Below are 13012 nucleotides of genomic sequence, written 5' to 3' on the forward strand. Positions count from 1 at the left end.
TGCAAAGGAATGACCATGGACAAGATCCCGTCGGCGGCTTCTCGCATCCACGTCGCGACATCCGTCGAGATCGCAGGGCGGGAAGCGGCCGGTCGCGCCGCATCTGTCATCCGCGACACCCTCGCCACCCGCGGCAACGCCCGGGTGATCTTCGCCAGCGCGCCCTCTCAGCAGGCCATGCTGACAGCACTCGTCGAGGAGCCGGGGATCGACTGGAGCCTGGTGCGGTCCTTCCACATGGACGAGTACCTGAACCTCGCATCCGACCACCCCAACAGCTTCGGTCGTTGGCTCGAAGAGCGCCTGCCCGTCGCCGCGCACGCCGGACTCGAACGCATCCGCACCCACGGCAGGCCGGCGGCCGAGGCGGTGCGCTACGGTGCGCTGATCAGCGAGGCGCCGATCGACCTGGTCTGCCTGGGCGTCGGTGTCAACGGTCACATCGCCTTCAACGAGCCGGGGACGTCCGATCCGGACGATCCCGAGATCGCACGCGTCGTCACGCTGAACGATGCGTCCCGCCGCCAGCAGGTGGACGAGAAGCTGTTCGCAACCCTCGACGAAGTACCCACGCAGGCCCTGACGCTCACGGTGCCCGCTCTGCTCTCCGGCCGATCGCTGGTGTGCAGCGTCATCGGTTCACACAAAGCGGATGCCGTTGCACGAGCCCTGCAGGGACCGGTCGACGCGTCGAGCCCGGCGAGCTACCTGCGCACGCATCCCGACGTCACCTGGTTCCTCGACGACGCGGCTGCGACGGGCCTGAATCGCGAGACCCGCCGTTCGGACACTAGCCTCCAGCTATGAGCGTGCGATCGTGGCCAGGACTCGTCGACCTGCAGGTGAACGGGTTCCACGGCTTCGACGTCAATTCCGACGACGTCACGGCCGATACGATCGTCGCGCTCACGCAGGCGCTCTGGGCCGAGGGCATCACCTCCTACCTGCCGACGGTGATCACGGCATCCGAAGACAGGATCCTGCACGCTCTCCAGGCGATCGTCCAGGCCCGCAGGTCGGATCCGTTGATCGCGCACTCGATCGCCGGCATCCACGTCGAAGGGCCGTCACTCAGCCCCGAAGACGGCGCGCGCGGTGCTCACGACGCCGCCCAGCTGCGTGATCCCTCCATCGCCGAGCTCGAACGGTGGCAGCAGGCGGCCGACGGCCTGATCCGCATCGTGACCCTGGCACCGGAGCGCGCAGGGGCGCTCGAGTACATCGCCGTTGCGAAAGCGCAGGGCATCCGCATCTCGATCGGCCACTGCGCACCCGCCCTCGAGCAGGTCCGCGAGGCGATCGATGCCGGCGCGAGCCTCTCCACGCACCTGGGCAACGGCATCCATCCGATGCTCCCGCGCCACCCGAACCACCTGTGGGCGCAGCTGGCCGCTGACGATCTCACGGCGATGTTCATCGCAGACGGGCACCACCTGCCGGCCGACACCCTCACCGCCATGATCCGCGCGAAGGGGCTGCAACGCAGCATCCTCACCTCCGATTCGGCGGCGCTGGCCGGCTGCCCGCCCGGACGATACTCCACTCCGGTCGGAGGCGACGTGACGGTCGCTGACGATGGCCGACTGTCGCTCAGCGGAACCGGACTGCTGGCCGGATCAGGGACCTCCCTGCGGGGTTGCATCGAGTGGGCGCTTGCGAATCTCCCGTTCACCGAGGACGAGGTGCTGATCATGGCGGCATCCAATCCCGCGCGGATGCTGCGCCGGCCCGAATCCTCAGACCCGGATCGCGTCGACGTGGACCTCGACGACGGCGTCCACGTGCGCCGCGTCGTCGTGTCGCAGACCACCGTGTTCGAGAGCTAGAGCCCCGGCCTCCACAGAACCCCGACCTCCACAGAAGAAGGAATGATGAGCACACGCGTCTTCGTCGCGATCACCGAACCCGAATTCGCGCGCCTCTACGACGCGGAAGCCCAGAGCCGCCTGCGCGCTCTCGGCGAGGTCGTGCACGGCGAGGAGCGCGACGGCAGGGTTCCTGTGCCCCACGACATCGCGACGCAGTTCGACGTGCTCATCACCTCGTGGACCACCGCGCCCTTCCCCCCGGAGATTCTGGACGGCCCCCGCCTTCGCCTCGCCGTGCACAGCGCCGGATCAGTGCGGAACCTGTTCCCCGTCGCGACCCTGGGCGGAGCCGTTCGGCTGGCGCAGGGAGGAGCGGATGCCATGGCACTCGCCGTCGCCGAGATGGCGCTGGCTCTCACCCTCGCGCACCTGCGCAACGTCGTGTGGCACGACCGCCGATTCCAGCAGAGCCGGGATTGGAAGGCGGGCGGCTTCGGGGTGCTGGGGCAGAGCATCGCGGCGCAGCGCATCGGCATCGTCTCGCTGAGTCGCGTCGGTCGGCACTTCGTCAAGATGGTCCAAGGGCTCGGTGCGACGCGACTGCGCGCATACGACCCGTACACCTCGGCGGAGAGCGCGGCGGAACTGGGCGTCGAGCTGTGCTCGCTCGAGGAGCTGTGCAGCACCAGCGATGTGATCTCAATTCACGCACCCTCCACCCCGGAGACGGAGTCGATGATCGGTGCCGACCACTTCCGCCGCCTTCCCGATGGCGCCATCGTCATCAACACCGCACGCGCCCAGGTGGTGGACGAAGCGGCGCTGCTGAAGGAAGTGCAGGCCGGCCGGCTGCGTGTGGCCCTGGACGTGTTCACGAACGAGCCGCTCAACCCCGACAGTGAGTTCTTCGGCCACGAGAATGCCATCCTGATGCCCCATGTCGCCGGTGGTACCGTCCAGGCACGATTCGCCCAGGGTGCGCACGTCGTCGATGAGGTCGACGCCTTCCTGCGCGATGGAACTCTGCGGTCTGAGGTGACGACGGAGAACTACCACCGCCTGGGGTGACGCCCGCTGCCCCGATCAGAACGCCTCAGAGGGCCGCGCAGATCTTCTCCATCAGGACGATCGGCGTCCGCATCACGACAGGCTCCACCGGAGCGCGACCTGACCGCAGCGAGGAGATGAAGCGGTTGAGGACCGGGGCGTTGTAGTCACGCCCCAGCTCGATCTCGGCGTTGCACAGGTCGTCCGCCGACACAGCACCTGCGTGGAAACCGACCTGTCCGCCGTCGTGCGGAGGAACGAACGTGAGGGTGATGACCACCTCGTCGAGCTGCACGGTCGCCACCGTGGTGCCGGCGGACTGGAAGGCAGCGACGCGGATGCCATCGGGGAGCGGGGAATCGCCCAGCACCTCCAGCGCGGCCTCGACGTGGTGAATGCCATAGAAGTAGAGGCCCGAGTACGGGCCGGCAGCATCACCCGCCCCGGTCACGTGCAGATGACGCAGCCCGGTCGATGAGCGCACCCACTGTTTCAGCTGGCCGACCTGCCGGGCGAATCGCAGCGCAGACGCCGAGTAGACCATCGCCCCGGACGCACGAGCGGCAGAAAGAATGGCATCCGCATCGTCGACCGACGTCGCAAGCGGCTTGTCGACGAGAACGGGGATGCCGGCGGCGAGCAGCGGCTCCGCCTGCGACCGGTGCAGCGCCCCATCGCGGGTTGAGATGATCGCGGCATCGACGCGGCCGACGAGATCGGACGCATCGTCCACGATCGTTTCGATGCCGCCCGCCTCGGCCAGGGCCTCCGATCGCGCATCCATCCCACCCGCGAGGGCGGTGGCGCGGAATCCGGCGTATCGCCCCTCCTGGTTCAGAAACCGGATGAAGTGTTCGGCGTGCGAGTTCTCCACACCGATCAGGCCGATGCTCGGCATGCTCGAGATCCTTTCAGTCCTCCGGCGCCTCCGAACTCATCGTGAGGTGCTCCTTGACACGCCACGCTATCGGTGACTAGCGTTACTTGCAACCGATTGCATTCCTGCATTTTCCCGCGATCGGACCTCGTCGCCCCGAACCCAATGGAGGGATCATGAGACACAAGGCTCCAGCCGCAGCGGGTGCCCTCGCAGTGAGTGCACTACTGCTGCTCACCGCGTGCAGTGGCACCGAAGCACCACCCGCCGAGTCATCCAGCCCGGAAGACGTCTCCGGCACTGTCACGTTCTGGCCCTACCCCCTTGGCGGGGTGAAGGAGGCCAGTTGGTGGCAACCGTACATCGAGAAGTTCAACGAGACCTACCCGAAGGTGAAGATCGACCTGCAGATGCAGGCGTTCGCCGGGCGCGAAGAAGCCCTCGTGACGGCCATCTCCGGTGGAAACGAACCGGACGTCGTGTATTTCAACCCCGACTTCGTGCCGAAGTACGCGGCTGAAGATCTGCTGCTTCCGCTCGATGACCTCCGCGATGACTGGGACAAGTTCCACGACTCCGCACTCGAGGCCATGACCTACGACGGCACCCTCTACAGCGCACCGCAGCTGATGACCGCCGGCAACGACTTCTGCAACACGGTCGTACTCAAGGCCGCGGGCGGAGTGCCGTGCCCGACCACGTGGGAGGAGATCAAGGAGATCGCTCCGGCGGTCAAGGACTCCGGCAACTTCGTCACCAACTACTACGGGACGGGCACGCTGAACAGCACGTTCTACAAGTACCTCTGGCAGGCGGGCGGTGATGTGCTCAACAAGGACATGACCGAGGCGACCTTCAACAGCGCCGAAGGCGTGAAGGCCCTCACCTTCATCAAGGAGTTGGCCGACAACGAGTGGGTTCCGCGCGAGGAAGTCGCGACCATCCCGCCGTTCGAGCAGTCCCAGCAGGGACTGGGCAAGGTGGCGTACAACGGCGGTGGCAACATCGTCGCCAACCGTGACCTGCACGGCGCGGATGCCATCGAGACCGTGGCCACGCTGAAGGATGTCAAGCAGGTCGCCTCCGGCACTGTCGGCGGGTGGTCGATCTTCAACACCACCGAGGCCCCCGAGGCCTCCCAGGCGTGGGTGCGTTTCCTGACCGATGTCGACTTCATGTCCACGTTGCTGCCGGAAGCCAATTATTACTCTCCGCGCAGCGACATCACCGGCCTGTACGCCGATGATCCCATCATGGCCGCGGGCGAAGAGGCGATCCCGTTCGTCCGCACCGGCGTGGCCAGCCCGAAGGCACGTGAGATCATCGACCTCCTCAAGCCGCACATCCAGCTCGTGCTGCTCGAGGGCGCCGACCCGCAGAAGGAACTGGATGCCGCCGCTGAGGAAGTGAACCGCATCCTCTGACCCAGAGGGTACGCGGTGCCCCGGTGCGTCAGCGCATCGGGGCACCGCAAGATTGAAGGACACCCATGACCTCCACCACCACCCGCCCCACTCTTCCGGCGACTCCGGAGCCGCCGGCGGCCACGCCCCCTCGTCGCCGACGCCACTGGTGGAACTCGAAGGAAGCGATCGCGGGCTACATCTTCATCGGCCCGATGGTGCTGCTGTTCGCCGTCTTCCGCATCTGGCCGGCGATCTACGGGATCGTGCTCGCCTTCGGCGACTACTCGCTGCGGCGCACCTACACGTTCATCGGGCTCGACCATTTCATCGAGCTCTTCCAGGACGCGATCTTCTGGGACGCCCTGAAGGTCACCGTGATCTTCGCCGCCATCCAGATGCCCTTGGCGATGATCGTGTCGCTCGGGATGGCGCAGCTGTGCAACCGTGCGCTGCGCGGAATGGGAATCTACCGGTCGATCTTCTTTCTCCCCACAGTCACCTCGAGCGTTCTCATCGCGCTGGTGTTCATGTGGATCTTCTCCGGCTCCGGCCCGATCAACGCGCTCCTGGAGATGTTCGGGCTCGAAGGCGTCGGGTGGCTGACGGACCGCTTCTGGGTGCTGCCGACCCTCGCCATCCTCAGCGTATGGAGCAGCTTCGGCTACAACATGCTGATCCTTCTGGCAGGCATGCTCGCGATTCCCACCGAGTACTACGAGGCGGCTTCGCTGGACGGAGCCAGCGGCTGGGCGAAGTTCTGGCACATCACGCTGCCGAACCTGAAGCCGGCACTCTTCTTCGTGCTGATCATCGAGACCATCAAATCTCTGCAGACCTTCGACTCGATCTTCGTGATGACCGGCGGGGGCCCTGCCCGGGGCAGCTACACCCTCACATTCATGATCTACGACCAGGGCTTCGGCTACTTCAACTTCGGCTATGCGAGCGCGGCTGGAGTGGTGCTCTTGATCATCACACTGGCGCTCTCGCTGATCCAGCGCAAGATCGTGGGGAAGAACGACTGATGTCCGAGACCATGGCGACCGTACTCCCCGATTCCTCCGAACGCACCCGACAGCTCAAGCGCCGCCCCATGACCGTGCGCAAGCTCAGCCGCCTGCTGCCGATGCACCTGCTGCTGATCGTGATCGCGCTGGTGACCGCATTCCCGTTCTACGCGATGCTGGTTCTCTCGGTTCAGCCCGGCCAGCCGATCCAGATGCCCCAGGCGCTGTTTCCGACCACGATCTCCTTCGACGCGTTCATCGAGACGCTCAGCAGCAGGAACATCCCTCGATGGGCACTGAACTCCGCGATCTACGCGATCGTGTCCACGGTGTTCGTGCTGCTGTTCGCTTCGATGGCCGGCTACGCCTTCGCCAAGAAGCGCTTCCCCGGACGAGAGGTGATCTTCTGGGTTCTGGTCGCGATGCTGATGATCCCGTACCACCTCACGATCATCCCGCAGTACATCCTCGTCGGCGACATGGGCGGGCTGAACACCATGTGGGGCATGCTGGTGCCCACCCTGGCCAACACCTCGGCGATGTTCCTGATGCGTCAGTTCATCCATGGCATCCCGGACGAGCTCCTCGACGCCGCCAAGATCGACGGCGCGGGCGAATTCCGCACCTTCTGGTCGGTCATCCTGCCGCAGACCAAGCCGATCCTGGCAACCCTGGCGACGTTCGTCTTCCTGGCGCACTGGAACGACTTCCTGTGGCCGATGATCTCGCAGCAGTCGGTCGAGAACCACGTTCTGACTGTGGGATTGAACACCCTGCAGGAGGAGCAGGTGCCGCTCGCGACGATCATGGCCGCCGCGGTGATCAGCTTCATCCCGACATTCCTCGTCTTCATCTTCTTCCAGCGCTACTTCGTGCGCGGCGTGATGATGACCGGAATGAAGTAGCGGATGCCGGGCGACCGGATCATCCGAACCGGATCAGGCCTGGTCCGAGGCATTCGACGCGTGGATCCGGACACCGGACTCTCCAGCATCGCGTTCCTCGGCATTCCGTTCGCCCGGCATCCGGCGGGAGCGCTGCGCTTCGCGCCGCCTGTGCATCCGAAGGAGTGGACTGGGGTGCGCGATGCGAGCCGCCCGGCGGATCCATCCGTCGACGGGCTCCACGTGAACGTGTTCACCCCTGACCCGAGCGCCTCGCTGCCCGTGCTCTTCTGGCTGCACGGCGGCGGTTTCACCTCCGGCGCACCGCTGGACGAGCAGCTCGACGGGACGACCCTCAATCGCGCAGGCATCGTGCTGGTGTCGGCGTCGTACCGCTTGGGGTTCGAGGGGTTCGGTCACCTCGACGGAGTCACCGAGAACCGCGGCGTCCTCGACTGGCTCTCGGCTCTCGAATGGGTGCAGCGCAGCATCCGCTCATTCGGAGGGGACCCCGGCCGGGTGACGGTCGGCGGCCACTCCGCAGGCGGCGGGGCCGCGCTCACGCTGCTCGGGATGCCGGTGGCTCAGCAGCTGTTCCATCGGGTGTTCTCACTGTCGGGTGTGCTCGGCGACGTCGCTCCCGCACGCGCACGGGAGCGAACGCTGCGTCTGGCCGATCTCGCCGGGGTGAGCCCCTCCGGTCTCGTCGATCTCCCGCACGAGCAAATGGACGCCCTGCTGCCGTCGGCGGCGAGCGCCGTGCAGGGAGATGTCGCCCGGGCGGAGCGCATGCGAGAGGGATCGCCATGGGGTCCGATCGTGGACGGCGGTCTTGTCCCGCACTGCGTCGCCGATGCTGTGAGGGCGGGGATCGGCGCGGACAAGCCTCTGCTCGTCGGGGCGACAGATGACGAGTTCGCACCGGGGCAGATGGCGCGCAGAGCTGAGCTGGCCGGCCAGGACCCCGACCGACTGCTTCGACCCTTCATCATCGATGACGGCGTTCGACGTGAATATCTGGCGAGCAACGCGGATCTCGTCGAGGCAGACAATACCATGCTGCTCGGCCGCGTGATGAGCGACGGCATCTGCCGGGTTCTCGTACCTCGGCTCGCGGACCTGCGCCCGCCGGTGAGTGCCCCGACCTGGACCTATCGGTTCAGCTGGCCCTCCCCGGTCACGGGATCAGCGAGCCACACGGTCGATCTGCCGTTCTGGTTCGACGGGCTCGAGAAGCCCCGCGCCCGGCGCCTTCTGGGCGACGACACACCACGATCACTGGCGGATGCCCTGCACACAGCGCTCGTGGGATTCGTGCGTGATGGCGATCCGGGCTGGCCGCGATGGCTGCGGGATCGGCCCGTCACGCGGCTGTTCGGCGGGGAACAGCCGCTGTCGACGATTGCGTACGAGTCGGTGCGACCGCTGCTGGCGCACGGCCTCCGCTCCGCGGATCGCGACGCTCATGAGCCGTCGAACGACATCCCGTAGAGGCCGTGACCGTCGAGTCCCTCGGTGCGGATGCGACCATCGACGACGTCGGCCAGACCCGGCATCCGCCGCCGGAGCACGCTGTTCGCACCGGGTGCATACTGGCGGCTGTTGTACTCGACCCGCACCCCGGCGGTGTGGAGCCTTCGCGCGAGCTGCACAGAGTGGACGAAGGCGGCGCCTGTGGCCGTGAGGTCCTGCACCACCACCAGAAGTCCGAGGTGCCGGGCGACGGCCGCTGCGACGACGGCGGGAGTCTGGCCCTTGCCTGCCTTGATGACCACGCCCGACCAGCCTTCTTCGCGCATCGACGTCAGTGCCGACAGAGACGTGAATCCTTCATCCATCAGCACGGGTACACGGCGCGACAGCGCCCGCATGCGATCCGGATCCACCGACAGCCCCCGCGGCACCGGCTGCTCGATGTAGTCCACGCTGCGTTCGGCGTCCCCATCGAGCTCCGCGAGTGCGTCGATCATCGCCAGGGCGGTCTGCGGATCCCGGTAGCCCTCGTTGGGGTCGACCGCCAAACGCGGCCGAACGCCTACTGCGCGGGCGGTGCGATACACGTCACGTATTCGCGACGCATCGCGGAACGGGTCGTGCCCCGCGACCTTGATCTTGAAGCTGGATACGCCCTCCCGTTCGATCCAGCCCGCGAGCCCGACCCCGCGTTCACCCGCGGTCAACTCGTCGGAGATGCCGACCACATGCTGCACGGGCAGCGCACCGAGTACTCCACCCCGATCGGCCAGGCCGTCGGCGGGATATGTCCCGGGAAGGCCGAACGCACTCAGGTCATCACGGAGATGCTCTCGCGTGTACATGCTGAAGACGTTCATCTCCGCAGCAGCGGCCCAGGCGTCGTGCACGGCGTTGTCGATCGCGCCGAGCGCGAGCAGGGCGCTCAATCGGGGCATTCGGATGCCCGAATCATCGCCCGGTGCGCTGAGGCGGTCGAGCTGCGTCGCGGCGCACCTCCACAGGGTGATCGGATCCGCGAAGTCGCGACGGGTCACGGCATCCGCGCACCGTTGGGCGGTCTCCCGCATCGCGGCGTCGCGATGTTCGATGGTGAGCTCGCTGTGCGGCCACGACCAGAGCACCGAGAGGATGCTCTCGCCGTATCCTGACGCCCGCGCACCGGCTGCGGATTCCACCTCGACACTCACGCACGCCACCGTGAACCACGCGATCGACCCGCCGCTGATCGTCAACGGCGGGTCGAGCTCGACCGGCCGGAAGCTCACATCGGCCGCGAGCACGCGGATGTCGGTGCCGTGCATCTTCTCTCCACATCGGGTCCGGGCGTACGAGCCGACGGGTGCGCGAATCTCCGCGCACCCGTCGTGCTGCTAACCCACCAGACAGCCCGTCGTGGCAACGCGGATGTCGAGGCCCGTGCCGCACGCCACTTCCCCGTCGCCCACGATCAGTCCATCCGAGGCATCGCCGACGGCGGTGATGAGGGCGGCCGCGGCCGCTCCCACCAGCATTCTTGATCGGGGGATCATGGGGTTCTCCTGTCCGCGTCAGTTCGTCAGCCCAGCGAGCATCCGTCGACGGCGCCAGAGATCGCGTTCGGCTCACCCTGATCGTCGACGCCGTCGGCATTGCCGCCGCATGTCAGCGAACCGCGCACATCGTTGCCGACGAACACGACCGGGCCGCTCGCGTTCGTGATCGCCGTGGCGCCCGAGATCCGGGACCCGATGATGCTCACGGCACTGGCGCCGTCGGCGGTGAGGCCGCCGCGCAGCGTGCTGCGCTCAAGTCGCAGCTCTCCGCCTTCGGCGACCGAGACGCTGCCCTGGACGGTGACGTCCGTGCCGCACGCGACGTCGCCGTCGGCCACGACCAGGCCGTCGGAGACGATCTCGTCGAGCTGCACCGTGCACGCCCTCTCACTCCGGGGTACGTCGTAGCGAAACACGTACGGTCCATGGGAGAAGAACACGTCCCCGTCAGCGTCGGCGACGGCGTTCATCAGCGGCGAGCCTGTCACGGTCGTGGGGACGATGTCGGTGTGGGCCATCGTCTCCGCGTCGATCCGGAAGAACGAGAAGCGGTTGGAGCCGTAGACGTCACCATCGGCGCCGATCGTGAGATTCGCCCACGCCCACACCGTGCCGGAGCCGTAGCGGTGGCGCAGGAGCTTCTCGGAGTAGACGATCTCCTCCGTCGCCGGGTCGTACTTGAAGACGGTGTCCTCGGAGACGCCCCAGATGAGGCCGTCGGGTCCGACGATCAGACCGGTGATGCCCTCGTCGCCCGCGACCGGCACGAGGTCCTTGACCACCGTCTCGGTCTTCGGATCCCACACGATGAAGTGCCCCTGCGTCTGCCCCGAGGTCGGCGCCGCGAGCCCACCGTCGATCGTCGTACCGACGTACACCAGACCGTCGTGCGCGAGCACGCTCACCACGGACTGGTCCGTGACGATCTCGGTGGTGTACGTCGTGCGCACACCCGTCGCGAAGTCGTAACGGGTCAGGGCGCCCTGGTTCTGCCCATAGGTGCCGACGCTGCCCATGTATGTGCTGTCCGTCGCCGCGTCATAGGCGAGCCCGAACGGACGGTCCTGCCCCTGATCCTCAAGGGAGTACACCTGGCGTGGCGAGGCACCGGTGGCCGGGTCATACTCCATGAGTTTGGCGTGACCGTAGGCGCCCAGCAGCAGCTTGCCGTTCCTGTTGACGGCGCTCTCATACTGTCCGGACTGCAGCGAGTCGCCCGGGATGCCGGTCTTCTCGTCGAACGGCGCGAGGCCGATCAGGTAGCCGGACGCATACATCGAGTCGGGCCCGTTGAACAGGCGCTGCACGCTGGTCGGTGTCGCGTAGGCGATGCTGTGCGATTCCGAGACGTCCTTCGACGGGTTCATCCGGACGACGCCCTTGCTGGTGGAGGCGACGAGCGTCCATCCCTCCCAACCCGCTTCAGTCGACTGCATCCAGTACCCGTCATTCAGGTAGCCGTTGGCGGGTATGCCCAGGTCGCGGCGCGTGCCAGTGGTCGCGTCGAACTCCCAGAACGTCCTGCCGAACACGTAGATGTAGTGCTCCGGCTGATCCGGTCGGGGCGTCACCCAGTAGCCGTGCATCTCGGGGCCATCGCCCTTCCAGTACTGCACCTGGTCATCCGCGCCGATCACGATGATCTGGTTGGAGATGCGCGCGAACAGCCGGTCGTCCACGAAGGTGAACGTCGACGCGAAGGACTCGGTCGTCGAGCCGGGTGCGGTCTGCTCGTGCAGCAGCGCGGTCTTGGTGCCGTCCGGCGCCACCTTCCAGATCTGCGCGCTGCTCCCACCCGCACCGACGTACAGGTTGCCCCGTTCCTGATCGAAGGCGAGGCCGTGAATGTACTTCTGGGTGGAGTCGACGGCGCCCAGGTTCTCGATGACATCTGTCGCCGGGTCGTACCGGTAGAGCAATCCCTTCGGGTAGCTGCCGAGGTACATCTCACCATCGTGTCCGGCCGCCATCGACCAGACGTAGCCGTCCGCCGGGGTGGTCGGATTGATCACTCCGATCCTGCGGGCTTTCGTCGTCTCCGGGTCGTACACCCACAGGCTGTAGTCGCCGTCCGTGGCGACGAAGATCCTGCCGTCGCTCGACCTGCGGATCTCCTGCGCGAAGCCGGATCCGGGCAGCGGCACCTTGCGCACGATCTCGCCATCGTCCAGACGCGCCACGACCAGGGTAGCCGGGTAGCCGGTCGACTCGACGCCCTTGAACACTCCGTAGCTCATCCAGACACCACCCTCTTGGGCGATCACCGCGTTCTTGGTGATCCGGCTGCCCACCGGTGTCCCCGTGTAAGTGAGGTTCGGGTCGTTCGCGACGACGAGCTCGGGCACGGAGGGCGGAACCGGCCTCTCGTGTCCGGATTCGCCCCTCGGCCCGAAATAGACATCATCCACATAGGCGTCGACGACAGGGGTGTTGCCCGCATAGATCATGATCTGCGCCTGAGTGGCGCCGACGGGCGAGTCGAAGTCGAGGAACACGCGCTCCCAGGCCTCATCCTCGGTTCGCACCGTCTGCCAGCTGGATGCCAGCCTCGTGCCGGCATCGTCGAGGAAGTAGGTCCAGACGCTGAAGCTGCCCGACACCTTGTACACCTCGAGATTGATCTCGTAGGCGGTTCGATCCGTGACCGGCATCTCGCTGCTGATCAGACCTCCGCCGTACGAGGTCGACGTGTCGTCGACATGCAGGCTCTGCGCGCCGACGGTGGCGTTCGAGGTCGAGACCTTGAAGTAGTCGCTGCTGCGCGTCGACCACGGTGCCCAGCCGTCGAGCTCGGCGAGCGCAGCACCCGATTCGAAGCTCGCATCGATCAGCAGATTCGTGTCCGGATTCGTGGCGGCGACGGCCGACTGCTCGGCCTGGAGGGGGTTGGCGAGAGTGGTGACGATGAGTGCAGCCGCAGCCACTCCCATCAGCGTTCGTGATCGCGGGATCATGGGCTTCTCCTGTGTTGTCGG

At 66.5% G+C, this 13012-nt stretch carries 11 protein-coding genes; 7 read left to right on the forward strand and 4 right to left on the reverse strand.

Annotated elements, in window-relative coordinates; genetic code table 11:
• Positions 1 to 15 precede the first annotated feature (15 nt).
• From QF046_RS10650 to QF046_RS10660, 3 genes are read left to right on the forward strand one after another with little or no spacing between them, the layout of a single operon-like run.
• Positions 16 to 807, forward strand: coding sequence for a 6-phosphogluconolactonase (locus tag QF046_RS10650; protein WP_307369532.1), 792 nt, complete (start codon positions 16 to 18; stop codon positions 805 to 807).
• A complete protein-coding gene (locus QF046_RS10655; RefSeq protein ID WP_307369535.1) occupies positions 804 to 1826 on the forward strand; it encodes an N-acetylglucosamine-6-phosphate deacetylase in 1023 nt (340 codons plus the stop codon). Before QF046_RS10650 ends, QF046_RS10655 begins: the two co-directional genes overlap by 4 nt.
• Before the next feature lie 42 nt (positions 1827 to 1868).
• Complete coding sequence (locus QF046_RS10660) at positions 1869 to 2876, forward strand: hydroxyacid dehydrogenase (RefSeq protein ID WP_307369537.1); 1008 nt, start codon at positions 1869 to 1871, stop codon at positions 2874 to 2876.
• Positions 2877 to 2901: 25 nt separating this feature from the next.
• On the opposite strand, the gene QF046_RS10665 is transcribed toward QF046_RS10660, so the two are convergent.
• Positions 2902 to 3753, reverse strand: a complete 852-nt coding sequence (locus tag QF046_RS10665; protein WP_307369539.1) for a Gfo/Idh/MocA family protein — start codon at positions 3751 to 3753, stop codon at positions 2902 to 2904.
• Between the two features lie 155 nt (positions 3754 to 3908).
• Between QF046_RS10665 and QF046_RS10670 the strand changes: the two genes are divergently transcribed.
• The 4 genes from QF046_RS10670 to QF046_RS10685 all read left to right on the forward strand — a co-directional run bounded on the left by QF046_RS10670 (position 3909) and on the right by QF046_RS10685 (position 8520).
• Positions 3909 to 5156 (forward strand): extracellular solute-binding protein, encoded by a 1248-nt coding sequence (locus QF046_RS10670; RefSeq protein WP_307369541.1) that lies wholly within the window; start codon positions 3909 to 3911, stop codon positions 5154 to 5156.
• Positions 5157 to 5221: 65 nt separating this feature from the next.
• Positions 5222 to 6163 (forward strand): carbohydrate ABC transporter permease, encoded by a 942-nt coding sequence (locus QF046_RS10675; protein ID WP_307369543.1) that lies wholly within the window; start codon positions 5222 to 5224, stop codon positions 6161 to 6163.
• The gene (locus QF046_RS10680) at positions 6163 to 7050 is read left to right on the forward strand and encodes a carbohydrate ABC transporter permease (protein ID WP_307369545.1); all 888 of its coding nucleotides are present in this window, start codon (positions 6163 to 6165) and stop codon (positions 7048 to 7050) included. Before QF046_RS10675 ends, QF046_RS10680 begins: the two co-directional genes overlap by 1 nt.
• A 3-nt stretch (positions 7051 to 7053) precedes the next feature.
• A complete protein-coding gene (locus QF046_RS10685) occupies positions 7054 to 8520 on the forward strand; it encodes a carboxylesterase family protein (RefSeq protein WP_307369547.1) in 1467 nt (488 codons plus the stop codon).
• On the opposite strand, the gene QF046_RS10690 is transcribed toward QF046_RS10685, so the two are convergent.
• From QF046_RS10690 to QF046_RS10700, 3 genes are all read right to left on the reverse strand, one after another.
• On the reverse strand, positions 8493 to 9806 hold the full coding sequence (locus QF046_RS10690; protein ID WP_307369548.1) for a mandelate racemase/muconate lactonizing enzyme family protein: 1314 nt from the start codon (positions 9804 to 9806) through the stop codon (positions 8493 to 8495). The genes QF046_RS10685 and QF046_RS10690 overlap by 28 nt on opposite strands.
• Positions 9807 to 9875: 69 nt before the next feature.
• Positions 9876 to 10034 (reverse strand): hypothetical protein, encoded by a 159-nt coding sequence (locus QF046_RS10695; RefSeq protein WP_307369550.1) that lies wholly within the window; start codon positions 10032 to 10034, stop codon positions 9876 to 9878.
• A 26-nt stretch (positions 10035 to 10060) separates the two neighbouring features.
• Complete coding sequence (locus tag QF046_RS10700; RefSeq protein WP_307369552.1) at positions 10061 to 12991, reverse strand: carbohydrate binding domain-containing protein; 2931 nt, start codon at positions 12989 to 12991, stop codon at positions 10061 to 10063.
• Between the last annotated feature and the right edge of the window lie 21 nt (positions 12992 to 13012).

Origin of the sequence: Microbacterium sp. W4I4, from assembly GCF_030816235.1 — a bacterium.
GTDB lineage: Bacteria > Actinomycetota > Actinomycetes > Actinomycetales > Microbacteriaceae > Microbacterium.

Coding starts and splice junctions, on each gene's coding strand:
- QF046_RS10650 (WP_307369532.1), top strand. CDS start 16: ATGGACAAGATCCCGTCGGCGGCTTCTCGCATCCACGTCGCGACATCC.
- QF046_RS10655 (WP_307369535.1), top strand. CDS start 804: ATGAGCGTGCGATCGTGGCCAGGACTCGTCGACCTGCAGGTGAACGGG.
- QF046_RS10660 (WP_307369537.1), top strand. CDS start 1,869: ATGATGAGCACACGCGTCTTCGTCGCGATCACCGAACCCGAATTCGCG.
- QF046_RS10665 (WP_307369539.1), bottom strand. CDS start 3,753: ATGCCGAGCATCGGCCTGATCGGTGTGGAGAACTCGCACGCCGAACAC.
- QF046_RS10670 (WP_307369541.1), top strand. CDS start 3,909: ATGAGACACAAGGCTCCAGCCGCAGCGGGTGCCCTCGCAGTGAGTGCA.
- QF046_RS10675 (WP_307369543.1), top strand. CDS start 5,222: ATGACCTCCACCACCACCCGCCCCACTCTTCCGGCGACTCCGGAGCCG.
- QF046_RS10680 (WP_307369545.1), top strand. CDS start 6,163: ATGTCCGAGACCATGGCGACCGTACTCCCCGATTCCTCCGAACGCACC.
- QF046_RS10685 (WP_307369547.1), top strand. CDS start 7,054: ATGCCGGGCGACCGGATCATCCGAACCGGATCAGGCCTGGTCCGAGGC.
- QF046_RS10690 (WP_307369548.1), bottom strand. CDS start 9,806: ATGCACGGCACCGACATCCGCGTGCTCGCGGCCGATGTGAGCTTCCGG.
- QF046_RS10695 (WP_307369550.1), bottom strand. CDS start 10,034: ATGATCCCCCGATCAAGAATGCTGGTGGGAGCGGCCGCGGCCGCCCTC.
- QF046_RS10700 (WP_307369552.1), bottom strand. CDS start 12,991: ATGATCCCGCGATCACGAACGCTGATGGGAGTGGCTGCGGCTGCACTC.